The organism is Streptomyces sp. NPDC093252, from assembly GCF_040683675.1.
GTDB lineage: Bacteria > Actinomycetota > Actinomycetes > Streptomycetales > Streptomycetaceae > Streptomyces.
In genome coordinates this window covers 314,559-339,514 of sequence record NZ_JBFBEM010000008.1, presented here as the reverse complement: position 1 = coordinate 339,514, position 24,956 = coordinate 314,559, and the positions used below count along the sequence as shown (strand labels likewise).

Below are 24,956 nucleotides of genomic sequence, written 5' to 3'. Positions count from 1 at the left end.
GGAGCCGGGCCCGGCAGATACGCGATGGAGAAAAACCCCGCCTACAGCCCCGCAGCCGTCCGCAGAGCCTCCACCCGGTCCGTCCGCTCCCAGGTGAACTCCGGCAGCTCACGGCCGAAGTGGCCGTACGCCGCGGTCTGGGCGTAGATCGGGCGCAGCAGGTCCAGATCGCGGATGATCGCGGCCGGACGGAGGTCGAACACCTCGTCGATGGCCTTCTCGATCTTCTCCGGCTCGACCTTGTGCGTGCCGAAGGTCTCCACGAACAGACCCACCGGCTCGGCCTTGCCGATCGCGTAGGCGACCTGGACCTCGCAGCGCGAGGCGAGCCCCGCGGCCACCACGTTCTTCGCGACCCAGCGCATGGCGTACGCGGCGGAGCGGTCGACCTTGGACGGGTCCTTGCCGGAGAAGGCACCGCCACCGTGGCGGGCCATACCACCGTAGGTGTCGATGATGATCTTCCGGCCGGTGAGCCCGGCGTCGCCCATCGGGCCGCCGATCTCGAAGCGGCCGGTCGGGTTGACCAGCAGCCGGTAGCCCTCGGTCTCCAGCTTGATGCCCTCGTCCAGGAGCGCCTTCAGCTCCGGCTCCACCACGAACTCGCGGATGTCGGGGGCGAGCAGCGACTCCAGGTCGATGTCGGAGGCGTGCTGGGAGGAGACGACGACGGTGTCCAGGCGGACCGCCTTGTCGCCGTCGTACTCGATGGTGACCTGCGTCTTGCCGTCCGGGCGCAGGTAGGGGATCGTGCCGTTCTTGCGGACCTCGGAGAGCCGGTGGGACAGCCGGTGCGCGAGGAAGATCGGCAGCGGCATCAGCGTCGGCGTCTCGTCGGAGGCATAGCCGAACATCAGGCCCTGGTCGCCCGCGCCCTGCCGGTCCAGCTCGTCCTCGTCGCCCTCGACCCGGGACTCGTACGCCGTGTCGACGCCCTGCGCGATGTCCGGCGACTGGGCGCCGATGGACACGGAGACGCCGCAGGAGGCGCCGTCGAAGCCCTTCTTGGAGGAGTCGTAGCCGATCTCCAGGATCTTCTCCCGCACGAGCTGCGGGATCGGCGCGTACGCCTTGGTGGTGACCTCACCGGCCACATGCACCAGACCGGTCGTGATCAGCGTCTCGACGGCGACGCGGGACGTGGGGTCCTCGCGGAGCAGGGCGTCGAGAATGGTGTCGCTGATCTGGTCAGCGATCTTGTCGGGGTGACCCTCGGTCACGGACTCCGAGGTGAACAGGCGACGGGACACAACGCTCCCTGTGGTTGCAGCGGCTGCTGGCTGATCATGGGCGGACGGGTCGGGGGCTGCGCCCGGCCTCGTCCGAGAACAGTTTATCGGTCGCGCTCCGCATCCGGCCCAGTTGTCTCGCCTCTCGGGAGGGCTGTGACCTGCGGCACGGGCATTCTGCCCAATGCCGGGCTCCATTGGCCAGGGTCGCCACGCCCCAATGTGCCGGGGTCGAGTGCGGCACGAGACGGGCTGCACCAGGTCAGGAGAGTCTCGCCGCCACCAGGTCCCACACCGTTTCGGCCAGCGCCTCTTTCGGGCCATACGGGACGGGGGTCTCGGTGCCGTCGGCGCCCAGGACAACGGCCTCGTTCTCCTCGGAGCCGAAGGTCCTGCGCTCCCCCACCTCGTTCACGACCAGCAGATCGCAGCCCTTACGGGCGAGCTTGGCGCGGCCGTTGGCGAGCACGTCGTCGGTCTCGGCGGCGAAGCCCACGATCACCTGTCCGGGCCTGGCCCGATCGGCGGACACCTCGGCGAGGATGTCCGGATTCCGCACCAGCGTGATCGGGTCGGGTTCGTGGTCGTCGCGCTTCTTGATCTTCCCGGCGGCGTAGACGGCGGGGCGGAAGTCGGCGACGGCGGCGGCCATGACGACCGCGTCGGCGTCGGCGGCGGCCTTGAGCACGGCCTCGCGGAGCTGTACGGCGGTGCCGACCCGGACCAGGTCCACCCCGGCCGGGTCGGGCAGGGCCGCGTTGGCGGAGATCAGGGTGACCCGGGCGCCCCGGGCGGCGGCGGTGCGGGCGAGGGCGTAGCCCTGCTTGCCGGAGGAGCGGTTGCCGAGGAAGCGGACCGGGTCGAGCGGCTCCCGGGTGCCTCCGGCGCTGATCACCAGATGGCGCCCGGCGAGATCGGGCTCGCGCACGCCCCGGGCGAGGACCCGGCGGCAGACCTCGAAGATCTCGGCGGGGTCGGGCAGGCGGCCCTTGCCGGTGTCGACGCCGGTGAGCCGGCCGACGGCGGGCTCGATGACGACGGCGCCCCGGCGGCGCAGGGTGGCGACATTCTCCTGCGTGGCCGGGTGCTCCCACATCTCGGTGTGCATCGCGGGTGCGAAGACGACCGGGCAGCGGGCGGTGAGCAGGGTGTTGGTGAGCAGGTCGTCGGCGAGGCCGTGGGCGGCCCTGGCGAGCAGGTCGGCGGTGGCGGGGGCGACCACGACGAGGTCGGCGCCCTGGCCGATCCGGACATGCGGCACCTCGTGCACGTCGGCCCAGACCTCGGTGGAGACGGGGTGGCCGGAGAGGGCCGACCAGGTGGCGGCGCCCACGAAGTGCAGCGCCGATTCGGTGGGCACCACTCGGACGTCATGTCCGGACTCGGTCAGTCGGCGCAGCAGCTCGCACGCCTTGTAGGCGGCGATGCCACCGCTGACCCCCAGCACGACCTTCGGCCTGTCCACCGTCACTGCCACTCCCCTGGCTCGCGATCACGTACACGTCCTATGACACACCACAGGCCCGGCGACGGATCGCCGGGCCTGTGGAAAAGTCTGCCGCAAGCAGAAAATACTACTGCGCGGGGCCGTCGATGGCCTCGGACGTCAGCAGTCCCGCGTTGATCTCGCGCAGCGCGATCGACAGGGGCTTCTCGTGGACGTGGGTGTCCACGAGGGGACCGACGTACTCAAGAAGACCTTCGCCGAGCTGCGAGTAGTACGCGTTGATCTGGCGGGCACGCTTGGCCGCGTAGATCACGAGGCTGTACTTGGAGTCGGTGGCCTCAAGCAGCTCGTCGATCGGCGGGTTGATGATGCCCTCGGGCGCGGAGATGGAAGAGGACACGCTCTACCTTCCGATGGATGGGAAACTGAAGGGTGCGATCAGGCTGATGTGAAACCAGACCGATCGGATCCGATCCGACCGGGTGATCGGACGGGCCGGGTGATCAGGCTGATGTGATCGAACCGTCGTGATCACACAACATCCATCAAGGCTAGCAGCTCGCGCGCCACATCCTCGACGGAGGTGTTGACCAGGGTGGTGTCGAACTCCGGCTCGGCCGCCAGTTCGATCTTCGCGGCGTCCAGCCGACGCTCGATCACCTCGGGCGGCTCGGTGCCCCGCCCGGTGAGCCGGCGCACCAGCTCCTCCCAGCTCGGCGGGGCCAGGAACACCAGTTGGGCCTCGGGCATGGAGGAGCGGACCTGCCGGGCGCCCTGGAGGTCGATCTCCAGCAGAACGGGCTCGCCCGCCTCCAGCTTCTCGTGCACGGCCGTGCGCGGGGTGCCGTAGCGGTTCCCGGCGAACTCGGCCCACTCCAGCAGTTCGCCGTTGGCGATCAGCTTGTCCATCTCCTCGTCGGTGACGAAGAAGTAGTGGACCCCGTGCTCCTCCCCTGGGCGGGGTCTGCGGGTCGTCGCCGACACGGAGAGCCAGACCTCGGGGTGTTCCTTGCGCAGATGAGCGACGACCGTGCTCTTGCCGACCCCGGAGGGGCCGGAGAGCACGGTCAGCCGCGGACGTACGTCCGGGGGCTCGGGGGTCGTCCCCCGGAATGTTGCAGCCATGCAGCGATTATTCCAGCAAACCCGGAGTGATCCGGACTCAGCCGCCGGTGCTGCCGAACTCACGCTCCAGCGAGGCGATCTGGTTGGAACCGAGGCCGCGGACCCGCCGGCTCTCGGAGATGCCGAGGCGCTCCATGATCTGCTTGGCGCGGACCTTGCCCACGCCGGGGAGCGACTCCAGGAGAGCGGAGACCTTCATCTTGCCGATGACGTCGTTCTCCTGGCCCTGCTTGATGACCTCGTGCAAGGAGGCACCGGAGTGCTTGAGTCGATTCTTGACCTCGGCCCGCTCCCGGCGAGCCGCGGCGGCCTTTTCGAGCGCGGCTGCGCGCTGTTCGGGGGTAAGGGGCGGAAGAGCCACGCCTACGTCACCTCGGATGTCGAACTGTCGGATACGGACCGGTGAAGGGAACCTAGTCGCCCCACACCTGGGGAGCCACGAGCAACACGCTGCCCGATCTCCCCCACTGCCTGGAGGGCGTGGGAGGTGCCCCCACTGGTCGGAGACTAGCGGTCAAGTCCGCCGGAGTCAGCGAGAACAGCGGAAAAGTCCTGGTCAGCCTCCGTCAGGACGGGATATTTCAGACTTATCGCCCCGGATTTGAGAATGTATCCAGCCTCAAATGCCTCCGGGGAAGTCATCGGACGTTTATCCGGGGCCGGACAGCGCCGCCCGGATCTCCTCCGCGAACCGCTCCGCCGCCGTCCGCAGGGCCCCCGTGTCCGGCCCGTGCCGCAGCACCCCGCGGCTGACGTTGGGCACCACCGCGCGCACCGCCGCGCCGAACACCCGCGGCAGATCGGCCGCGCTCGCCCCCTGCGCCCCGATCCCGGGAGCGAGCAGCGGCCCGCCGATGGCGAGGTCGTACGAGGACAGGTCGCCCAGGGTCGCGCCGACCACCGCGCCGAACGAGCCGAGCGGCTCCGCGCCCGCGTTCTCGGCGGCGAGGTGGGCCAGCATCGTCGCGGCCACGTCCCGGCCGTCCGCGCGCACGGCGCGCTGCACCTCGCCGCCCTCCGGGTTGGAGGTCAGCGCCAGCACGAACAGCCCCGAGCCGCTCTCGCGGGCGAGCGCCACCGCCGGGGCCAGTGAGCCGTAGCCGAGGAACGGCGAGACGGTCAGCGCGTCCGAGAACAGCGGGGAGTCCCGGTGCAGGAAGGTCTGCGCGTAGGCGGCCATGGTGGAGCCGATGTCGCCGCGCTTGGCGTCCATCAGCACCAGGGCGCCCGCCGCGCGCGCGTCGGCCACCGTCCGCTCCAGGACGGCGACCCCGCGCGAGCCGAACCGCTCGAAGAACGCGCTCTGCGGCTTGAGCACGGCGACCCGGTCGGCGGTGGCCTCCACGACCGTGCGGCTGAACCGCTCCAGCCCGGCCACGTCGTCGTTCAGCCCCCAGTCGGCGAGCAGCGAGGCGTGCGGGTCGATGCCGACGCACAGCGGGCCGCGCTCGTCCATGGCGCGGCGCAGCCGCGCGCCGAAGGGCTCGTTGCTCATGCGGTGGTGCTCCTGACATCGGCGCCGACCGCGTCGGCGAGGGTGGCGTACGGGCTGGTCCGCAGCCGGGCGGCGAGGCCCTTGTGGATCGCGCGGGTGTAGAGGGGGCCCTCGTAGACGAAGGCGCTGTAGCCCTGGACGAGGGTGGCGCCGACCAGGATGCGCTGCCAGGCGTCCTCGGCGTTCTCGATGCCGCCGACGCCGATCAGGGTGATGCGGTCGCCCACGCGCGCGTAGAGGCGGCGCAGCACCTCCAGGGAGCGGGCCTTGAGCGGGGCACCGGACAGGCCGCCGGTCTCGGCGGTGAGGGCGGGCGGCGAGGTGAGTCCGAGGCCCTCGCGGGCGATGGTGGTGTTGGTGGCGATGATGCCGTCCAGGCCGAGTTCCACGGCCAGGTCGGCGACCGCGTCCACGTCCTCGTCGGCGAGGTCGGGGGCGATCTTGACCAGCAGGGGGACGCGGCGGTCGGTGACGGTCCGGTCGGCGGCCTCGCGCACGGCGGTGAGCAGGGGGCGCAGGGCCTCGGTGGCCTGGAGGCTGCGCAGTCCGGGCGTGTTGGGCGAGGAGACGTTGACGACCAGGTAGTCGGCGTAGGGGGCGAGCCGCTCGGCCGACGTCACGTAGTCGGCCGCCGCCTCGGCCTCGGGGACCGCCTTGGTCTTGCCGATGTTCACCCCGACGACCGTGCGGAAGACCGGCCTGCGGGAGGCCAGGCGGGTGGCGACGGCGAGGGAGCCGTCGTTGTTGAAGCCCATGCGGTTGATCAGGGCCCGGTCGGCGACCAGCCGGAAGAGCCGCTTGCGGGGGTTGCCGGGCTGGGGTTCGCCGGTGACCGTGCCGATCTCGACATGGTCGAAGCCGAGCATGGCCATGCCGTCGATCGCCATGGCGTTCTTGTCGAACCCGGCGGCGAGCCCGAAGGGGCCGTGCATCCGCAGGCCGAGCGCCTCGGTGCGCAGTTCCCGGTACCGGGGTGCCAGGGCCGCCGCGACGAAGGTGCGCAGCACGGGGACGCGGGCGGTGATCCGGATCCAGCGGAAGGCCAGGTGGTGGGCCCGCTCGGGGTCCATCCGGCGGAAGAGGAGGTGGAAGAGGGTCGCGTACATGGTGGTGTCGGTGTCCTTCGGGCCGGAGGGGGGCCGGGAGCGGGAGAACGGGGCCTCAGGAACGGGGCCTCAGCAAGAGGGGGACACCGTTTCCGGTGTCCCCCTCGGACTCGCTAGTCGCGGGCCGCGGTCAGATGCTCGGCGTGTTCCTGGAGGGAGCGGACCCCGACCCCGCCCGCGTGGAGCGCGTCGATGCCCTGGACGGCGGCGGCGAGGGCCTGCACGGTGGTCAGGCAGGGCACGGAGCGGGCGACGGCCGCGGTGCGGATCTCGTAGCCGTCCAGGCGCCCCCCGGTGCCGTACGGGGTGTTGACGATGAGGTCGACCTCGCCGTCGTGGATGAGCTGGACGATGGTCCGCTCGCCGTCCGGGCCGGGGCCCTCGGACTGCTTGCGGACGACGGTGGCGTGGATGCCGTTGCGCTTGAGGACCTCGGCGGTGCCGGAGGTGGCCAGCAGCTCGAAGCCGTGGGCGACCAGCTCGCGGGCCGGGAAGATCATCGAGCGCTTGTCTCGGTTGGCGACCGAGATGAAGGCACGGCCCTTGGTGGGCAGCGGGCCGTAGGCGCCCGCCTGGGACTTGGCGTAGGCGGTGCCGAAGACGGAGTCGATGCCCATGACCTCGCCGGTGGAGCGCATCTCCGGGCCGAGGACCGTGTCGACGCCCCGGCCGTGGATGTCCCGGAAGCGGGACCAGGGCATCACGGCCTCCTTGACGGAGATCGGCGCGTCCAGCGGCAGTTCGCCGCCGTCCCCGGTGGCCGGGAGGAGGCCCTCGGCGCGCAGTTCGGCGACGGTGGCGCCCAGCGAGATCCGGGCGGCGGCCTTGGCCAGCGGGACCGCGGTCGCCTTGGAGGTGAAGGGGACCGTGCGGGACGCGCGCGGGTTGGCCTCCAGGACGTAGAGGATGTCCCCGGCCAGGGCGAACTGGATGTTGATCAGGCCCCGGACGCCCACCCCGCGCGCGATGGCCTCCGTGGAGGCGCGCAGCCGCTTGATGTCGAAGCCGCCCAGGGTGATCGGGGGCAGGGCGCACGCGGAGTCGCCGGAGTGGATGCCGGCCTCCTCGATGTGCTCCATGACCCCGCCGAGGTACAGCTCCTCGCCGTCGTAGAGGGCGTCGACGTCGATCTCGATGGCGTCGTCCAGGAAGCGGTCCACGAGGACCGGCCGGGAGGGGCTGATCTCGGTGGACTCGGCGATGTAGGACTCCAGCCGGGTCTCGTCGTAGACGATCTCCATGCCGCGCCCGCCCAGCACGTAGGAGGGGCGGACCAGGACCGGGTAGCCGATCTCGTCGGCGATGGCCTTGGCGGCGGCGAAGGTGGTGGCCGTGCCGTGCTTGGGCGCGGGGAGTCCGGCCTCGGCGAGGACCTGCCCGAAGGCGCCCCGGTCCTCGGCGGCGTGGATGGCCTCCGGGGAGGTGCCGACGATGGGCACGCCGTTGTCCTTGAGGGCCTGGGACAGGCCCAGAGGGGTCTGGCCGCCGAGCTGGACGATGACGCCCGCGATCGGCCCGGCCTGGGCCTCCGCGTGGACGATCTCCAGGACGTCCTCCAGGGTGAGCGGCTCGAAGTAGAGCCGGTCGGAGGTGTCGTAGTCGGTGGAGACGGTCTCCGGGTTGCAGTTGACCATCACCGTCTCGTACCCGGCGTCGCTGAGCGCGAAGGAGGCGTGGACGCAGGAGTAGTCGAACTCGATGCCCTGGCCGATGCGGTTGGGGCCGGAGCCCAGGATGATCACGGCGGGCTTCTCGCGGGCCGCGACCTCGGTCTCCTCGTCGTAGGAGGAGTAGAAGTACGGGGTGCGGGCGGCGAACTCGGCGGCGCAGGTGTCGACCGTCTTGTAGACCGGGCGGATGCCGAGCGCGTGCCGCACCTCGCGGACGACGTCCTCGCGCAGGCCGCGGATCTCGCCGATCTGCTGGTCGGAGAAGCCGTGCCGCTTGGCCTCGGCGAGCAGGTCGGCGGTCAGCTCGGGGGCGTCGGCCAGCTCGTCGGCGATCTCCTTGATCAGGAAGAGCTGGTCCACGAACCAGGGGTCGATCCGGGTGGCCTCGAAGACCTCCTCGGGCGTGGCGCCCGCGCGGATGGCCGCCATGACGGTGTTGATCCGGCCGTCGGTGGGCTTGACGGACTCCGCCAGCAGGGCCGCCTTGTCGCCGGTGGGGCCGGTGAAGGCGAACTGGCTGCCCTTCTTCTCCAGCGAGCGCAGCGCCTTCTGGAACGCCTCGGTGAAGTTGCGGCCGATGGCCATGGCCTCGCCCACCGACTTCATGGTGGTGGTCAGCGTGGAATCGGCGCTGGGGAACTTCTCGAAGGCGAAGCGGGGGGCCTTGACGACGACATAGTCGAGCGTGGGCTCGAAGGAGGCGGGGGTCTCCCGGGTGATGTCGTTGGGGATCTCGTCCAGGGTGTAGCCGACGGCGAGCTTCGCGGCGATCTTGGCGATGGGGAAGCCGGTGGCCTTGGAGGCGAGCGCCGAGGACCGCGACACGCGGGGGTTCATCTCGATGACGATGACCCGGCCGTCCTCGGGGTCCACCGCGAACTGGATGTTGCAGCCGCCGGTGTCCACGCCGACCTCGCGGATCACGGCGATGCCGATGTCCCGCAGGATCTGGTACTCGCGGTCGGTGAGGGTCATCGCGGGGGCGACGGTGATGGAGTCGCCGGTGTGCACGCCCATGGGGTCGAAGTTCTCGATGGAGCAGACGACCACCACGTTGTCGTGCTTGTCGCGCATCAGCTCCAGCTCGTACTCCTTCCAGCCGAGGATGGACTCCTCCAGGAGCACCTCGGTGGTCGGCGAGAGGGTGAGGCCCTGGCCGGCGATCCGGCGCAGTTCGTCCTCGTCGTGGGCGAAGCCGGAGCCGGCGCCGCCCATGGTGAAGGACGGGCGGACGACGACCGGGTAGCCGCCGAGGGTGTCCACGCCCGCGAGGACGTCGTCCATGGTGTGGCAGATCACCGAGCGGGCGGACTCGCCGTGCCCGATCTTGGCGCGGACGGCCTCCACGACCAGCTTGAACTGGTCGCGGTCCTCGCCCTTGTGGATCGCCTCGACATTGGCGCCGATCAGCTCCACGCCGTACTTGGCGAGGACGCCGTTCTCGTGCAGGGAGATGGCGGTGTTCAGGGCCGTCTGGCCGCCCAGGGTGGGCAGCAGGGCGTCGGGGCGCTCCTTGGCGATGATCTTCTCGACGAACTCGGGGGTGATCGGCTCGACATAGGTGGCGTCGGCGATCTCCGGGTCGGTCATGATCGTCGCCGGGTTGGAGTTGACCAGGACGACCCTGAGGCCCTCGGACTTCAGGACGCGGCACGCCTGGGTGCCGGAGTAGTCGAACTCGGCGGCCTGGCCGATGACGATCGGGCCGGAGCCGATGACCAGGACGGACTGGATATCGGTGCGCTTAGGCACGCTGGCCCTCCAGAGCTGTGCTCATCAAAGACGTGAAGCGGTCGAACAGATAGGCGGCGTCGTGCGGGCCGGCCGCCGCCTCGGGGTGGTACTGGACGCTGAAGGCCGGGCGGTCGAGCAGGCGCAGGCCCTCCACCACGTCGTCGTTGAGGCAGACGTGGGAGACCTCGGCGCGGCCGAAGGGCGTCTCGGAGATCCGGTCCAGGGGGGCGTCCACGGCGAAGCCGTGGTTGTGGGCGGTGACCTCGACCTTGCCGGTGGTCCGGTCCTGCACCGGCTGGTTGATGCCGCGGTGGCCGTACTTCAGCTTGTAGGTGCCGAAGCCGAGGGCGCGGCCCAGGATCTGATTGCCGAAGCAGATGCCGAACAGCGGCGTACCGCGCTCCAGGACGGCCCGCATCACGGAGACGGCGTGGTCGGCGGTGGCGGGGTCGCCGGGGCCGTTGGAGAAGAACACGCCGTCGGGGCGGACCGCGTACACATCCTCCGCGGTCGCCGTGGCGGGCAGGACGTGCACCTCGATGCCGCGCTCGGCCATCCGGTGCGGGGTCATGCCCTTGATGCCGAGGTCGATCGCGGCGACGGTGAACTTCTTCGCGCCGATCGCCGGGACGATGTACGGCTCGGTGGTGGCGACCTCGGCGGCGAGGTCGGCGCCGGTCATCTCGGGGGCCTGGCGGACCTCGGCGAGCATGGTGCCCTCGTCGGGCAGGGCGTGGCCGGAGAAGATCCCGACGCGCATGGCGCCGCGCTCGCGCAGATGGCGGGTCAGGGCGCGGGTGTCGACGCCGGAGATCCCGACGACGCCCTGCGCGGTCAGCTCCTCGTCCAGGGAGCGGCGGGAGCGCCAGTTCGACGGCACGCGCGCGGGGTCGCGGACCACGTACCCGGAGACCCAGATCCGGCGGGACTCGGGGTCCTCGTCGTTGACCCCGGTGTTGCCGACGTGCGGGGCGGTCATGACGACGACCTGGCGGTGGTAGGACGGGTCGGTCAGGGTCTCCTGGTAGCCGGTCATGCCGGTGGAGAAGACGGCCTCGCCGAAGGTCACCCCCACGGCCCCGTAGGCACGGCCGCGGAAGATCCGGCCGTCCTCCAGGACGAGTACGGCGGGAACCCTGGCGGCTCCCCTGGTGGAGGTTGTCATCGTGCGCCTTCCGTCTTCTTGATCATTGCGTTCAGGGTCGTGACCCACTCGCCGTGCTCGGCCGCCCGGTCCGAGCGGAACCCGGAGTCGATCAGCCGCTCGCCGTGCTCCCAGGTGACGATCAGCAGGCCGCCCTCGGTGAGCACCTTGCCCGCGATGCCCTTGTCGAGCCGGGCCTCGCGGAGCTGTCCGAGGGGCACGAAGAAGTCGTCCGCGCCGGGGCGTACGACGTCCAGTCCGGTGTCGGTGAGGGTCAGCTCGGCGCGGCTGCGGGAGCCCAGGCCCCGGGCGACGATCCGGTCGAGCCAGTGGCCGGCGGTGGTGGAACCGTGGTAGCGGCCGGTCAGCGTCAGGATCGCAGGGCCGGGGTCGTCCGGCGCGGTGGGCAGCTCGGGCAGGTCGCCCTGGAGGGTGCCGCGCCACTTCCAGCCCTCGCGCATCAGCCAGTACACCAGCGCGACGAACAGGGCGAGGCCCACGATCCAGCCCACCCGGGCGGCCCAGTCGGTCACCTCGGCGGACTGCCGGGCGGCGGCCAGGGGGTACGGGGTGTACGGGGCGGTGGCCAGTGTGTGCAGAGTTGTCACGTGAGCTTCCCGTCGACGAGCGTCGCCTTGCCCCGGAGCCAGGTGTGCGTGACACGGCCCGGCAGCTCACGCCCCTGGTAGGGGGTGTTGCGGCTGCGCGAGGCGAAGCCCGCGGGGTCCACCCGGCCACGGTATGCCGTGTCGACGAGGGTGAGGTTGGCGGGCTCACCAGCCGAGACGGGCCGGCCGTGGCCGGTGGCCTGTCCGATCCGGGCGGGCCCGGCGGACATCCGGTCGGCGACGCCGGCCCAGTCCAGCAGACCCGTGTCCACCATGGTCTCCTGCACCACTGACAACGCGGTCTCCAGGCCCACCATCCCCATGGCGGCGGCGGCCCACTCGCAGTCCTTGTCCTCGTGCGGGTGCGGGGCGTGGTCGGTGGCGACGATGTCGATGGTGCCGTCGGCGAGGGCGGCGCGCAGGGCGTGCACGTCCCGCTCGGTGCGCAGCGGCGGGTTGACCTTGTAGACCGGGTTGTAGGTGCGGACCAGTTCGTCGGTGAGCAGCAGATGGTGCGGGGTGACCTCGGCGGTCACGTCGATGCCGCGGGACTTGGCCCAGCGGACGATCTCCACCGACCCGGCGGTGGACAGGTGGCAGATGTGGACGCGGGAGCCGACGTGCTCGGCGAGCAGGACATCGCGGGCGATGATCGACTCCTCGGCCACCGCGGGCCAGCCCCCGAGCCCCAGCTCCGCCGAGACGATCCCCTCGTTCATCTGGGCGCCCTCGGTGAGCCGCGGCTCCTGCGCGTGCTGGGCGACGACCCCGCCGAACGCCTTCACGTACTCCAGGGCGCGGCGCATGATCACCGCGTCGTCCACGCACTTGCCGTCGTCGGAGAAGACGGTGACCCCGGCGGCCGACTCGTGCATGGCGCCCAGTTCGGCGAGCTTCCGGCCCTCCAGGCCGACGGTGACCGCGCCGATCGGCTGGACGTCGCAGTAGCCGTGCTCCCGGCCGAGCCGGTAGACCTGCTCGACCACTCCGGCGGTGTCGGCGACGGGGAAGGTGTTGGCCATGGCGAAGACGGCGGTGAAGCCGCCGGAGGCCGCCGCGCGGGTGCCGGTGAGGACGGTCTCGGAGTCCTCGCGGCCCGGCTCGCGCAGATGGGTGTGCAGATCGACCAGGCCCGGCAGCAGCACGCTGCCGGCCGCCTCCACCACCTCGGCGCCGTCGGCCGTCAGTCCGGCGCCGACGGCCGCGATGGTCCCGCCGTCGATCAGCACGTCCCGGGGCTCGCCGCCGAGCACCTTCGCACCACGGATCAGGGTCTTGCTCATGTCTCTCACTTCTCCTCAGCGGCGGTGGCGGACCCGGCGGTACGCGCGGGGGTGACGGCGGGCTCGTTGCCGCCGAGCAGCAGATAGAGCACGGCCATCCGGATGGACACCCCGTTGGCGACCTGCTCGATGGCGGTGCAGCGCGGCGAGTCGGCGACCTCGGCGGTGATCTCCATCCCGCGGACCATGGGCCCGGGGTGCATCACGATCGCGTGCTCGGGCATCCGTGCCATCCGGTCGCCGTCGAGGCCGTAGCGGCGCGAGTACTCGCGCTCGGTCGGGAAGAACGCGGCGTTCATCCGCTCGCGCTGCACCCGGAGCATCATCACCGCGTCGGACTTGGGCAGCGCCGCGTCCAGGTCGTACACCACCTCGCAGGGCCAGCTTCCGACGCCGACCGGCACCAGGGTGGGCGGGGCGACCAGGGTGACGTGCGCGCCGAGGGTGTGCAGGAGGTCGACGTTGGAGCGGGCGACCCGGCTGTGCAGGATGTCGCCGACGATCGTGATGCGCCGCCCGGCGAGGTCCTGGCCGATCCCGGCGTCCCGGCCGACGAGGCGGCGCCGCATCGTGAAGGCGTCCAGGAGGGCCTGGGTGGGGTGCTGATGGGTGCCGTCCCCGGCGTTGATCACGGCCGCGTCGATCCAGCCGGAGTTGGCGAGCCGGTACGGGGCGCCCGAGGCGCCGTGCCGGATGACGACGGCGTCGACGCCCATCGCCTCCAGGGTCTGGGCGGTGTCCTTGAGAGACTCGCCCTTGGAGACGCTCGACCCCTTGGCGGTGAAGTTGATGACATCCGCCGACAGCCGCTTCTCGGCGGCCTCGAAGGAGATCCGGGTACGGGTCGAGTCCTCGAAGAAGAGATTGACGACGGTCCGGCCGCGCAGGGTCGGCAGCTTCTTGATCGGCCGGTCCGCGACCCGGGCCATCTCCTCGGCGGTGTCGAGGATCAGCACGGCGTCGTCGCGGGTCAGATCGGCTGCCGAGATGAGATGACGCTGCATCTTTCAGGCTCCGTAAGGCAGTTCAGTATCAGGAGATTTCGGGCGGGCGAAGCGAGGCGGGGGCGCGCCGCAGCGGACGTACGGCGGCCCGTCGGGGTGCCGGGGGTGCCGTACGCCGTGCCGTCCGCTACCGCTGGTCGTCCGGGGCGTCCTGCTTGACGCCGAGCAGCACGGTGTCGCGACCGTCCTCCTCGGCGAGCTGGACCTTGACCGTCTCCCGCAGCGACGTGGGGAGGTTCTTGCCGACGTAGTCGGCGCGGATGGGCAGTTCCCGGTGGCCCCGGTCGACCAGCACCGCGAGCTGCACCGCGCGCGGGCGCCCGATGTCGTTCAGGGCGTCGAGGGCGGCGCGGATGGTGCGGCCGGAGAACAGCACGTCGTCGACCAGGACGACGAGCCGTCCGTCGATGCCGTCACCGGGGATCTCGGTGCGGGCCAACGCGCGCGGGGGGTGCATCCGCAGGTCGTCGCGGTACATGGTGATGTCCAGCGAGCCGACGGGGACCTTGCGCTCGGTGATCTCTTCGAGCTTGGCGGCGAGCCTGCGGGCGAGATGGACACCGCGGGTCGGGATGCCGAGGAGCACCACGTCGTCGGCGCCCTTGGCGCGTTCGACGATCTCGTGGGCGATACGGGTCAGGACCCGCGCGATGTCGGGCCCTTCGAGAACGGGCCGGGGCCCGGACGCGGAGGCGTCGGGGTGGTGCCGGTCGTACTGGCTGTGCTTGTCCATACGAAACGGACCTCCTTCTCCGCCTCACGGGACGGACCTTAAAGGACGTCGGGGTTGCGCCGTCCACCGTAGCAGGCCATCCAGAACGCTCCGGAACCCCCCGGAGTCACCCCGGATCACCCTCCCGACGGACCCGGGATCACCCGCTTGGCCCAATCGGCGGCCACTACCACGGAAGAGTCGGTGCGGCCCATTCGGCTTGACGCAGCAGAGTAACGCTGCGTAACCTCACAGTGAGTCACCAGCCGCGCGGCCCGGCACCCGAGCCGACCGCGTCGTCCATTGCCGGGGAGCTATATGTCCAGCGAATACGCCAAACAGCTCGGGGCCAAGCTCCGGGCCATCCGCACCCAGCAGGGCCTTTCCCTCCACGGAGTCGAGGAGAAGTCCCAGGGCCGCTGGAAGGCCGTGGTGGTCGGTTCGTACGAGCGGGGCGACCGCGCGGTGACCGTGCAGCGCCTCGCCGAGCTGGCGGATTTCTACGGCGTTCCGGTCCAGGAGCTGCTGCCGGGCACCACCCCGGGCGGCGCCGCCGAGCCCCCGCCCAAGCTCGTTCTCGACCTGGAGCGGCTGGCCACGGTCCCCGCCGAGAAGGCGGGCCCCCTCCAGCGCTACGCGGCGACGATCCAGTCCCAGCGCGGTGACTACAACGGCAAGGTGCTCTCGATCCGCCAGGACGACCTGCGCACACTCGCCGTGATCTACGACCAGTCCCCCTCGGTCCTCACCGAGCAGCTCATCAACTGGGGTGTGCTGGACGCGGACGCGCGCCGCGCGGTCTCCCACGTCGAGGAGAGCTGACCGCTCCGCAGGTCACCCCTCCTGCCCCAGCAGAAACGTGCCGCCGCCATGTTTCCGGGCGGGAGCCGCCCGTACACGGGCAGCGGAAGGGCATGAGAAGGGCCCCCAGCGTCACGCTGGGGGCCCTTCTGCGGTCGGCGTGCACCCTGGCCGCGGGGAGCGGCGGGAACCGCGTGACGGGCCGCACGCGGCCCGCACACCGCCACTGCGGACGACCGGGCCACCGGGCCAGGCTGCCGGGCGGGCGGTCGGGCGGCTACGCGCCTTCGCGGCGGAGTGAGGGCTTCAGCTCCTTGAGACGGCCGAGCAGCCCGTTCACGAAGGCCGGCGAGTCGTCCGTGGAGAACTCCTTCGCCAACTGCACCATCTCGTCCAGCACCACCGCGTCCGGTGTGGCGTCGACCCAGATCAGCTCGTACGCGCCCAGGCGCAGGATGTTGCGGTCCACGACCGGCATCCGGTCCAGCGTCCAGCCCACGGCGTACTGGGCGATCAGCTCGTCGATCCGCGGGGCGTGCTCCGCGTAGCCCTCGACCAGCTCCATGGTGTACTCGCTGACGGGCGGCTGGCGCGGGTCGGTCCGGGAGTGCCGGATCCAGTCCGCGAGGACCGTCAGGACATCGGCACCGCGCTGGTCCCCCTCGAAGAGGATCTGGAAGGCGCGCTTGCGGGCCGTGTTGCGGGCGGCCACGGTTAGCTGTTCACCCGGCCGAGGTAGTCGCCGGAGCGGGTGTCGACCTTGATCTTCTCGCCGGTGGTGATGAACAGCGGGACCTGGATCTCGTAGCCCGTCTCCAGCTTGGCGGGCTTGGTGCCGCCGGTGGAGCGGTCGCCCTGGACGCCCGGCTCGGTCTCGGCGATGTTCAGCTCGACGGCGGCGGGCAGCTCCACGAAGAGCACACTGCCGTCGTGCTGCGCGACCGTGGCCTCGAAGCCCTCGATCAGGAAGTTCGCGGCGTCGCCGACGGTCTTCCGGTCGATGTGGAGCTGGTCGTAGGTCTGCATGTCCATGAAGACGAAGTAGTCGCCGTCCATGTAGGAGAACTGCATGTCGCGCTTGTCGACAGTGGCCGTCTCGACCTTGACGCCGGCGTTGAAGGTCTTGTCGACCACCTTGCCGGACAGCACGTTCTTGAGCTTGGTGCGCACGAAAGCGGGGCCCTTGCCGGGCTTGACGTGCTGGAACTCGACTACGGACCACAACTGGCCGCCGTCGAGCTTGAGCACCAATCCGTTCTTGAGGTCGTTCGTGGAAGCCACGGTTGCTTCAATCTCCTGGACTGACGTGGACGACCCCGGGGCACGCGCCTACAACGCGAGCAGCTCCTTGGTCGTGATGGTGAGTAGCTCGGGTCCGCCGTCCGCCTCGGGGCGGACGACGAGCGTGTCATCGATCCGGACGCCGCCCCGGCCCGGAAGGTGGACCCCGGGTTCGACGGTGACCGGCACGCAAGCGTCCAGTTTACCCATGGCCGCCGGGCCGATCTGCGGGTCCTCGTCGATTTCGAGTCCGACCCCGTGTCCGGTGAGGGCGGGCAGGCCCGTGCCGTACCCCGCCGAGTCCAGCACATGGCGGGCCGCGCGGTCCACGTCCCGGTAGGCGGCGCCCGGGGTCAGCGCCTCCCGTCCGGCGCGCTGGGCTGCGAAGACCAGGTCGTACAGCTCGATCTGCCAGTCGGCGGGCGAGGTGCCGATGACGAAGGTGCGGCCGATCTCGCACCGGTAGCCGCGGTAGGCGGCGCCCAGGCAGACCGAGAGGAAGTCGCCCTCCTCGACCCGGCGGTCGGTGGGGCGGTGGCCGCGCCGCCCGGCGTGCGGGCCGGTGGCGACGGAGGTGGCGAAGGCCGGGCCGTCGGCGCCGTGGTCGACGAGCCTGCGTTCCAGCTCCAGGGCGAGATGCCGTTCGGTGCGGCCGACGAGGATCGACTCCAGGAGTTCGCCGAGGGCCTGGTCGGCGATCTCGGCGCCGATCCGCAGACAGGAGATCTCCTCCTCGTCCTTGACCACCCTGAGCTGCTCCACCGCCCCGCCGATGTCGGTGAGGCGGACGCCGGGGGCGACCGAGCCGATCGCGCGGTGCCGGGCGACGGTGAGGTGGTGCTCCTCGACGGCGAGGGAGTCCGCGCCCCCGGCGGCGGCGAGACCGGCGGCGGCGACCGCGGGGTCCCCTCCGGGGCCGTCCAGGAGATGCTGCCGGAGGGCCTCGTCGGGGCGGCCCTCGTCGGACTGCTCGTCGGGCGGGCCCACGCAGACCAGCAGGTCCTCGCGCTCGCCCAGCAGCAGCGCGCAGCCCTGCGGGGCGGCTCCGGCGAGGTAGCGGACGTTGGCGGGGCGGGTGACCAGCGCGGTGGCGTTGCCTCCGGCGTTGGTGCGGTCCCTCAGCCGGGCTCGGCGGGTCGCGTACACCTCTGACATGTGTCGAGCGTAGGGGGGGTGTCGGGTTTGTGCCGGTTGGGTGCGCCGATGGGGGCCATAGGCGTGGGGGGTGGGTGCGGGTGAGTGGGGGCTGGGCGCGCAGTTCCCCGCGCCCCTTGACGGGGCGGGTGCTCGGCTTGTTACCAGTTCGGGGGGCTCGCTATGGATCTCGCCAGGACCTCGTTCAGGACGTGGGCGGTCCCGGGGACGTCCAGGGTGGAGTTGTCGATGATCGGGAGGCCCGAGCCGTACCAGCCGGCCATCCGGCCGTGGATCCTCGCCACCTCCTCGTCGCTGAGGCGGCGGTTGCCCGAGCGCTCGGCGTTGCGCTCCAGGACGATCTCCAGTCCCGGGAGCAGGACGACCGGTAGCAGGCCGGGGCCGACATGCCGTTTCCAGCCGCCCAGGCCGACGACCGGGCGGTCGGGGAAGACGGCGTCGTCGAGGATGCAGGAGATCCCGTTGGCCAGGAAGTTGCGCGCGGCGAAACCGCAGGTGCGGCGGGCCAGCCGGTACTGGGCCTCGGAGTGGTCGTTCCAGCCGGACTGGGGGTCCGCGAAGCCGGAGCGGACCCATTCACGGACGTCGTCCAGGCTGATGTGGGCGGTGGGGACCCGGCGGTGGTCCGCCCAGTACTTGGCGACGCTGGTCTTTCCGGCACCCGCGGGGCCGATCAGCAGGACGGCGAGCGTGGTCGCGGTGGGGTCGGGGGCGGCGGCCATGGCGGGCAGCGGCCCCGGCACGGCGACCGGGCCGCCGGGCGGGAGGGCGACATGCCCGGTATGCTCCGGCGCCGGTGGCATCTGCTGAGGGGCCGGGCGATGCGGGGCGGGGGGCATCGCGCCGGGGGGCGGTCCAGTGAATCCGGGCGCGGGGGGAGGGGGCGGGACGGGCGCGGCGCCGGGGTGGTGGTGGGGCGGGGGGACCGAGGCGGAGCCGGTACTCACCTGGGGCACAGCCCTCGAACCCGTATCTCCCGAAGGCCCCCACCCCGGCCCGGAGGGCGCCGGCGGAACCGCCCCGCTTCCCGCCTGCGACAGCGGGCCCTGCCCCGACTGGTGGGGCGGCAGCGGTGACCCCACTGCGTGCTGCATCCGGTGCCACTCCGTCTCGTCGTTCTCGGCGCGTACGCCTGGGGCGGTGTGTGTGCGTCGCTCCCGGGCCCGCACGCGGCAGGGCGATGGGTGCCGACGGCCGGGCACGGACCCCGGCACCACCGAGGCGGCGCGGAGCGGACCCCGTCACCGCCCGAGCGGCGCGGAGCGGACCCCGCCGCCACCGAACGGTACCGTCCCCGGGCGTCCGTTGGTGAACGGCCGGGGACGGTACCGGGTGCCTGTGCCCGTGTCGGTGCCCGCGGGGCGGAACGGACGGGAGCGACTCCGGGGACCTGCTCGGGAGACCTGCTGGGGAGACCTACTCCCCCACCTCGCCGTACGCGGCGAGCAGTACGGCCGGGTCGGGGCCCTCCAGGACCGTCGGCTTGGCGAGGCCGTCGAGGACGATGAAGCGGAGCAGGTCGCCCCGGGACTTCTTGTCGACCTTCATCGTCTCCAGCAGCTTGGGCCACTGGTCGTAGCGGTAGTGCAGGGGCAGTCCGACGGCCTCCAGGATGGTGCGGTGGCGGTCGGCCGTGGCGTCGTCCAGGCGTCCGGCGACCCGGCCGAGTTCGGCGGCGAAGTGCATGCCGACGGCGACCGCGGCACCGTGCCGCCACTGGTAGCGCTCGTTCTTCTCGATGGCGTGCGCGAGGGTGTGGCCGTAGTTGAGGATCTCGCGGAGGCCGGATTCCTTGAGGTCCGAGGAGACCACCTCGGCCTTGACCTTGATGGACCGTTCGATCAGCTCGGCGGTGTGCGGTCCGGCCGGGCTGCGGGCGCCCTCCGGGTCGGCCTCGATCAACTGGAGGATCACCGGGTCGGCGATGAAACCGGCCTTGATGATCTCGGCGAGCCCGGAGACGTAGTCGTTGACGGGCAGGGAGTCGAGGGCGGCCAGGTCGCAGAGGACCCCGGCGGGCGGGTGGAAGGAGCCCACCAGGTTCTTGCCCTCGGCGGTGTTGATCCCGGTCTTGCCGCCGACCGCCGCGTCCACCATGCCGAGCACGGTGGTCGGGACGGCGATCCAGCGCACCCCGCGCAGCCAGGTCGCGGCGACGAACCCGGCGAGGTCGGTGGTGGCCCCGCCGCCCACGCCCACGATCACATCGGAGCGGGTGAAGCCGGACTGGCCGAGCGCCTTCCAGCAGTAGGCGGCGACCTCGGCGGTCTTGGCCTCCTCGGCGTTCGGCACCTGGATGGCGACGGCCTCGTAGCCCTGGTCGGCGAGGTCGGCGCGGAGCGCGTCCCCGGTCTCGGCGAGCGCCTCGGGGTGCAGGACGGCGACCCGCTTGACCCGCTCGCCGATCAGCCCGCCCAGTTCCCCGAGCAGTTGGCGGCCCACCAGGACCTCGTACGGGTCGCTGCCCGCCGTACCGCCGACCTGGATCCTGGTCACCGACGCTGTCACGACGTCCTCCTGCCGGGCGTCCGGGGCGTCCCCGGGGTTCGCGGTCTTCAGCTCCAGTACGTCCAGCACGTCCTGGGTGACGTCCTCGGGCGTACGGCCGTCGGTGGCCACCACGGAGCGGGCGACCCCCTCGTACAGAGGGCGTCGGGCCTCCATCAGTTCCCGCCACTGCTTGCGCGGGTTGATGGTGAGGAGCGGGCGGGCGGTGTTGAGGCCGGTGCGGCGGGCGGCCTCCTCGACGTCCATGGAGAGGTAGACGACGGGGAGTCCGGCCAGGGCGTGGCGGGTGTCGGGGTCCAGGATGGCGCCGCCGCCGAGGGCGAGGACGCCCGGGTGCTCGGTGAGGGCCCGGCGGACCGCCGCCTTCTCCAGGACGCGGAAGGCGGCCTCGCCGTCCTCCACGAAGATGTCGGTGATGGTCCGGCCCTCGGCGGCCACGATGTCCGCGTCCGTGTCGCGCAGGGCCACGCCGAGGCGCTCGGCCAGCAGTTCGCCGACGGTGGACTTGCCGACCCCCATCGGGCCGACCAGCACGACCAGCGGGGCGCTCACCGGATGGCCAGCGAGTCGAGGTAGGAGGTGACGTTGCGACGGGTCTCGGGGACGCTGTCGCCGCCGAACTTCTCGGCGACCGCGTCGGCGAGGACCAGCGCGACCATGGCCTCGGCGACGATCCCGGCCGCGGGGACGGCGGAGACGTCGGAGCGCTGGTGGTGGGCCTGGGCGGGCTCGCCGGTGGTGACGTCGACGGTGCGCAGGGCGCGCGGCACGGTCGCGATCGGCTTCATGGCGGCGCGCACCCGCAGCAGTTCCCCGGTGGACAGTCCGCCCTCGGTGCCGCCGGAGCGGCCGGAGACGCGGCGGACGCCCTCGGGGGTGCCGACGATCTCGTCGTGCGCCTGGGAGCCGGGGACGCGGGCGAGGTCGAAGCCGTCGCCCAGCTCGACGCCCTTGATGGCCTGGATGCCCATCAGGGCGGCGGCCAGCCGGGCGTCCAGCCGGCGGTCCCAGTGGACGTGCGAGCCGAGGCCCACGGGGACGCCGTAGGCGAGGATCTCGACGACGCCGCCGAGGGTGTCGCCGTCCTTGTGGGCCTGGTCGATCTCGGCGACCATCGCCTTCGACGCGTCGGCGTCCAGACAGCGCACCGGGTCGGCGTCCAGCCGCTCGACATCGGCCGGGGTCGGGTACACGCCGTGCGGGGCCTTCGCCGCGGCCAGTTCCACGACATGGGAGACGATCTCGATGCCGGTCGTCTCCTTGAGGTACGACCGGGCGACCGCGCCCAGCGCCACCCGGGCGGCGGTCTCGCGCGCGGAGGCCCGCTCCAGGATCGGCCGGGCCTCGTCGAAGCCGTACTTCTGCATCCCGGCGAGGTCGGCGTGGCCGGGGCGGGGGCGGGTCAGCGGGGCGTTGCGGGCGAGTCCGGCGAGGATCTCGGGGTCGATCGGGTCGGCCGCCATGACCTGTTCCCACTTCGGCCATTCGGTGTTGCCGACCATGACGGCGACCGGGGAGCCCAGGGTCAGCCCGTGCCGGACGCCGCCGAGGAAGGTGACCTCGTCGCGCTCGAACTTCATCCGGGCGCCGCGTCCATAGCCGAGCCGGCGTCGTGCCAGGTGGTCCGCCACCATCTCGGTGGTGATCGGCACACCGGCGGGCAGACCCTCCAGCGTCGCGACGAGTGCGGGACCGTGGGACTCCCCCGCGGTCAGCCAGCGCAACCTGCTCAACGGTGCTCCTCAGTGTTCGCGCCTGGTACTGCTGCCCTGCGTATGCGCGTCCTCGCGCACGGCGACGGCGACCCGGTGCGCGGCCCGGGACCGCCACCCCGATCCTCCCACGTCCCCCTGGCGAAACCGGCCGTAGGTCCATCAGGCGGACGTGAGTACGTCAGAACCGCGGCGTGGGGAGGGGCTAGCGGTCGGCCAGTGCCCGTTCGCCCGCCCGGCGCATCGCCGCCAGCGGGGCAGGGGCGCGGCCCGTCATCCGCTCGACCTGGAGGACCGCCTGGTGCACCAGCAGGTCGAGCCCGCTGACGACCGCGCCGCCGTACGCCGACCAGCGGGCGGCGAGGGTGGTGGGCCAGGGGTCGTAGAGGACGTCGAAGAGGGCGGCGGGGCGTTCGGGGACGGCGGCGGCGAGGGCGTCGGTGGCGCCGGCCGGGGTGGTGGCGACGACGAGGGGGGCGTGCAGGGCGTCGGCGGCCCGGTCCCAGTCCTCGGTGCGGAGGTCGACGCCGAGGCGCTCGGCCCACTCCCGCATCTCGGCTGCGCGGGCGGCGCTGCGGACGTAGGCGGTGATCTCGCCGGTGCAGATCCGGGAGAGGGCGGCGAGAGCGGAGGAGGCGGTGGCTCCGGCGCCGAGGATCGCGGCGGAGTCGGTGGTGTCGATGCCGTGTTCGCGCAGGGCGGCGAGCATGCCGGGTATGTCGGTGTTGTCGCCGGTTGTGCGGCCGTCGGGGGTGCGGACGACGGTGTTGACCGCGTCGACCGAGGCGGCGGTCTCGCTGATCGAGTCGAGCAGCGGGATGACCGCCCGCTTCAGCGGCATGGTCAGCGACAGCCCGGCCCACTCGGGACCGAGCCCGTCGAGGAAGCCGGGCAGCGCGGCCTCGTCCACCTCGAAGCGGCCGTACGTCCAGCCGTCGAGGCCGAGCGCGCTGTACGCGGCGCGGTGGAGCACCGGGGAGAGGGAGTGGGCGATCGGGGAGCCCAGCACGGCGGCCCGGCGGCGGCCCGGGGCACCCTCCCCGGACCCCTCGAAGCCCCCGGACCCCTCGGACCGCTCAGCCCCCCCGGACCTCTCGGGCCGGTCCGGCACGGCGTCCCCCATCAGTTGCCCCGCGACGCGTTGAACTTCTCGACGAGTTCCTCGTGCTCGGCGATGGTCCGGGCGAACTCCGTCTTGCTCATGCCGTCGGTGGCGACGAAGTACATCCAGCCGTCCTCGGTCGGGTTCAGGGCCGCCTTGATCGCGTCCTCGCCCGGGTTGCCGATGGGTCCGGGCGGCAGCCCCCGGTTGGTGTACGTGTTGTACGGGTCGGGGTTGCTGTTGATCTCCGACGAGGAGATGTCGATCTCGCTCTGGCCCTTGAGGTAGTTGAAGGTCGAGTCGAACTGGAGTTCCTGGTTCGTCTCGGTGTTGTCGGGCTGGAGGCGGTTGTAGATGACCTCGGCCATCTTGCGGAAGTCGTCATGGGTCTTGCCCTCCGCCTGGACCAGGCTGGCGACGGTGACCAGTTCCCAGGCGTTCTCCAGACCGACGCTCTCGGCCTGCTTCGCCAGACCGAGTTCCTCGTAGGTGTCGGTGGCACGAGCCACCATCTGTTTGAGGACGTCCTCGGGTTTCTGGCCCTTGGCGACCGGATAGCTGGACGGGTAGAGGAAGCCCTCCAGCGGGTCCTTGAGGTTCCGCTGGCCGGCGGCCCAGTCGGGCAGACCCAGTTCCTTCCAGTCGCTCTTGGCGACCTCGGCGGTGGTGCCCTCGTCGACTTCGAGGCGCTTGTCGATCAGGGTGTAGATCTCGGCGTTGCGCTTGCCCTCGGCGATGATCAGGTTGCTGCGGCTCTCGGGGCTGAGCATCAGCTTCAGGGCGCTGTCGGCGGACATCTCCTTCTGGAGGGTGTAGACCCCGTCCTGGATGGCCTTGCCTTCGGGGTTGCTCTGCTGGGCGGCCACGAAGGCGTCGACGCTCTTGACCACGCCGGCCTTCTTCAGCTCCTGCCCGATCACATAGCCGCCGGCGCCCGGCGGGATGGTGACGGTGATCTGCTCGCCGTTCCCGGCGCCCGCGAAGTCCGGGGCCGCGCCGAAACGGTCCTGGTAGAACTGGTAGCCGAAGTAGCCCACGCCCGCGAGACCACCGCCGAAGACCAGCGCCACCACCAGGCAGGCGCAGCCGTTGCGGCTCTTCTTCGGTTTGCCGCCCCGGCCGCCGCGCCGCTCCCCGCGCCCGCCCCGGTCCCGGGGATCGCGGGGGGCGTCGTCGTCGGCGTCGTCCGGGTCGTCGGCGAAGAACGCGTTCTCCTCCTGGTCCGGCTCCGGGTCCCAGTCGGTGCGCGGCTCCGGCTCGGCGCGGCGCCGGGAGGGCGGCTCGGGCGGCGGATAGGCGTCCGGCGTGTTGTAGAAGTCGGCCTGCTCACCGCCGGTGTATCCGGTGGCGGCCTGCTGGCCGTAGGGGTCCACGGGGTCGGCGGTGCCCGGGTAGGGCATCTGCTGCTGACCGCCCCCGGCCCAGCCGCCGTCGTGCGGCTGCCCTCCGTCGTGCGGCTGACCCCCCTCGTACGGCTGACCGCCGTCGTACGGCGGCTGGCCTCCGTACGGCTGCTGGCCGTACTGGTCCTGGTACGTCGTCTGCTGCTGAGGCTGCTGGGGCTGCTGGGGCTGCTGATGGGGCTGCTGCTGCGGGTCGTAGCCGTACTGGCCGGACGCCCAGTCGCCGCCGTACCCCTGCTGCGGCTGCTGCGGGTACTGCTGCTGGCCGCCGTGGGCAGGCTGCTGGGCCACATGGGCCTGCTGCTGCCCTGACCATCCGCCGTCCCCGTACAACGGGTCCTCGGGATGCCACGGTTCGGAGCCTGGGCCCCGGCCATACTCAGTCATCGATCCCCTAGAGCCGCGAGGAAGTGGGGCGCGGGCCCCAAGGCCCCGGT

The 24,956-nt window shown here is 71.7% G+C and carries 22 protein-coding genes; 1 reads left to right on the top strand and 21 read right to left on the bottom strand.

Translation table 11 applies throughout. The features are described 5' to 3' along the window. Positions 1 to 41: 41 nt before the first annotated feature. The 13 genes from metK to pyrR form a co-directional block, all read right to left on the bottom strand. Positions 42 to 1,250: a methionine adenosyltransferase gene (gene metK / locus AB0O01_RS19310; protein ID WP_365314827.1), complete on the bottom strand. Its 1,209-nt coding sequence runs from the start codon at positions 1,248 to 1,250 to the stop codon at positions 42 to 44. Between the two features lie 241 nt (positions 1,251 to 1,491). Further along, a complete protein-coding gene (coaBC, locus tag AB0O01_RS19305) occupies positions 1,492 to 2,694 on the bottom strand; it encodes a bifunctional phosphopantothenoylcysteine decarboxylase/phosphopantothenate--cysteine ligase CoaBC (protein WP_365314825.1) in 1,203 nt (400 codons plus the stop codon). Positions 2,695 to 2,803: 109 nt separating this feature from the next. Then, positions 2,804 to 3,076 (bottom strand): DNA-directed RNA polymerase subunit omega, encoded by a 273-nt coding sequence (gene rpoZ, locus AB0O01_RS19300; protein ID WP_018570191.1) that lies wholly within the window; start codon positions 3,074 to 3,076, stop codon positions 2,804 to 2,806. 131 nt (positions 3,077 to 3,207) lie between these two features. Then, positions 3,208 to 3,801 carry a guanylate kinase gene (gmk, locus tag AB0O01_RS19295; RefSeq protein ID WP_365314824.1) on the bottom strand — a complete coding sequence of 198 codons (594 nt, stop codon included), beginning with the start codon at positions 3,799 to 3,801 and terminating at the stop codon, positions 3,208 to 3,210. Positions 3,802 to 3,838: 37 nt separating this feature from the next. After that, entirely contained in the window at positions 3,839 to 4,162 is a 324-nt protein-coding gene (locus AB0O01_RS19290; RefSeq protein ID WP_030420865.1) for an integration host factor, read from the bottom strand. A gap of 288 nt (positions 4,163 to 4,450) precedes the next feature. Continuing rightward, positions 4,451 to 5,296: an orotidine-5'-phosphate decarboxylase gene (pyrF, locus tag AB0O01_RS19285; RefSeq protein WP_365314822.1), complete on the bottom strand. Its 846-nt coding sequence runs from the start codon at positions 5,294 to 5,296 to the stop codon at positions 4,451 to 4,453. Further along, entirely contained in the window at positions 5,293 to 6,402 is a 1,110-nt protein-coding gene (locus tag AB0O01_RS19280) for a quinone-dependent dihydroorotate dehydrogenase (RefSeq protein ID WP_365314821.1), read from the bottom strand. The genes pyrF and AB0O01_RS19280 overlap by 4 nt, the downstream gene beginning before the upstream one ends. 113 nt (positions 6,403 to 6,515) lie before the next feature. Then, positions 6,516 to 9,824: a carbamoyl-phosphate synthase large subunit gene (gene carB / locus AB0O01_RS19275; protein WP_365314819.1), complete on the bottom strand. Its 3,309-nt coding sequence runs from the start codon at positions 9,822 to 9,824 to the stop codon at positions 6,516 to 6,518. After that, positions 9,817 to 10,971, bottom strand: a complete 1,155-nt coding sequence (gene carA, locus AB0O01_RS19270) for a glutamine-hydrolyzing carbamoyl-phosphate synthase small subunit (RefSeq protein ID WP_365314818.1) — start codon at positions 10,969 to 10,971, stop codon at positions 9,817 to 9,819. Before carA ends, carB begins: the two co-directional genes overlap by 8 nt. Further along, positions 10,968 to 11,549 carry a hypothetical protein gene (locus AB0O01_RS19265; protein ID WP_365314946.1) on the bottom strand — a complete coding sequence of 194 codons (582 nt, stop codon included), beginning with the start codon at positions 11,547 to 11,549 and terminating at the stop codon, positions 10,968 to 10,970. Before AB0O01_RS19265 ends, carA begins: the two co-directional genes overlap by 4 nt. Before the next feature lie 5 nt (positions 11,550 to 11,554). Continuing rightward, complete coding sequence (locus tag AB0O01_RS19260) at positions 11,555 to 12,841, bottom strand: dihydroorotase (protein ID WP_365314816.1); 1,287 nt, start codon at positions 12,839 to 12,841, stop codon at positions 11,555 to 11,557. Positions 12,842 to 12,846: 5 nt separating this feature from the next. After that, positions 12,847 to 13,845, bottom strand: a complete 999-nt coding sequence (locus tag AB0O01_RS19255; protein WP_365314814.1) for an aspartate carbamoyltransferase catalytic subunit — start codon at positions 13,843 to 13,845, stop codon at positions 12,847 to 12,849. 127 nt (positions 13,846 to 13,972) lie between these two features. After that, complete coding sequence (pyrR, locus tag AB0O01_RS19250) at positions 13,973 to 14,578, bottom strand: bifunctional pyr operon transcriptional regulator/uracil phosphoribosyltransferase PyrR (RefSeq protein WP_365314812.1); 606 nt, start codon at positions 14,576 to 14,578, stop codon at positions 13,973 to 13,975. Between the two features lie 297 nt (positions 14,579 to 14,875). On the opposite strand from pyrR, the gene bldD reads away from it, so the two are divergent. After that, on the top strand, positions 14,876 to 15,379 hold the full coding sequence (bldD, locus tag AB0O01_RS19245; RefSeq protein WP_365314811.1) for a transcriptional regulator BldD: 504 nt from the start codon (positions 14,876 to 14,878) through the stop codon (positions 15,377 to 15,379). Positions 15,380 to 15,635: 256 nt separating this feature from the next. Here bldD and nusB read toward each other — a convergent pair whose 3' ends face one another. From nusB to mltG, 8 genes are all read right to left on the bottom strand, one after another. After that, positions 15,636 to 16,070 (bottom strand): transcription antitermination factor NusB, encoded by a 435-nt coding sequence (nusB, locus tag AB0O01_RS19240; RefSeq protein ID WP_365314809.1) that lies wholly within the window; start codon positions 16,068 to 16,070, stop codon positions 15,636 to 15,638. Between the two features lie 2 nt (positions 16,071 to 16,072). Next, positions 16,073 to 16,639: an elongation factor P gene (gene efp, locus AB0O01_RS19235; protein WP_355733124.1), complete on the bottom strand. Its 567-nt coding sequence runs from the start codon at positions 16,637 to 16,639 to the stop codon at positions 16,073 to 16,075. A 48-nt stretch (positions 16,640 to 16,687) separates the two neighbouring features. Next, complete coding sequence (locus tag AB0O01_RS19230) at positions 16,688 to 17,794, bottom strand: aminopeptidase P family protein (protein ID WP_365314807.1); 1,107 nt, start codon at positions 17,792 to 17,794, stop codon at positions 16,688 to 16,690. A gap of 140 nt (positions 17,795 to 17,934) precedes the next feature. After that, positions 17,935 to 18,888 carry an AAA family ATPase gene (locus tag AB0O01_RS19225; RefSeq protein ID WP_365314805.1) on the bottom strand — a complete coding sequence of 318 codons (954 nt, stop codon included), beginning with the start codon at positions 18,886 to 18,888 and terminating at the stop codon, positions 17,935 to 17,937. Positions 18,889 to 19,210: 322 nt separating this feature from the next. Further along, positions 19,211 to 20,854, bottom strand: coding sequence for a 3-dehydroquinate synthase (gene aroB, locus AB0O01_RS19220; protein WP_365314804.1), 1,644 nt, complete (start codon positions 20,852 to 20,854; stop codon positions 19,211 to 19,213). Further along, positions 20,851 to 22,035, bottom strand: a complete 1,185-nt coding sequence (gene aroC / locus AB0O01_RS19215) for a chorismate synthase (RefSeq protein ID WP_365314803.1) — start codon at positions 22,033 to 22,035, stop codon at positions 20,851 to 20,853. The genes aroB and aroC overlap by 4 nt, the downstream gene beginning before the upstream one ends. A 184-nt stretch (positions 22,036 to 22,219) precedes the next feature. Further along, positions 22,220 to 23,137 carry a shikimate dehydrogenase gene (locus tag AB0O01_RS19210; RefSeq protein WP_365314802.1) on the bottom strand — a complete coding sequence of 306 codons (918 nt, stop codon included), beginning with the start codon at positions 23,135 to 23,137 and terminating at the stop codon, positions 22,220 to 22,222. Then, positions 23,137 to 24,906: an endolytic transglycosylase MltG gene (gene mltG / locus AB0O01_RS19205; RefSeq protein WP_365314801.1), complete on the bottom strand. Its 1,770-nt coding sequence runs from the start codon at positions 24,904 to 24,906 to the stop codon at positions 23,137 to 23,139. The genes AB0O01_RS19210 and mltG overlap by 1 nt, the downstream gene beginning before the upstream one ends. Between the last annotated feature and the right edge of the window lie 50 nt (positions 24,907 to 24,956).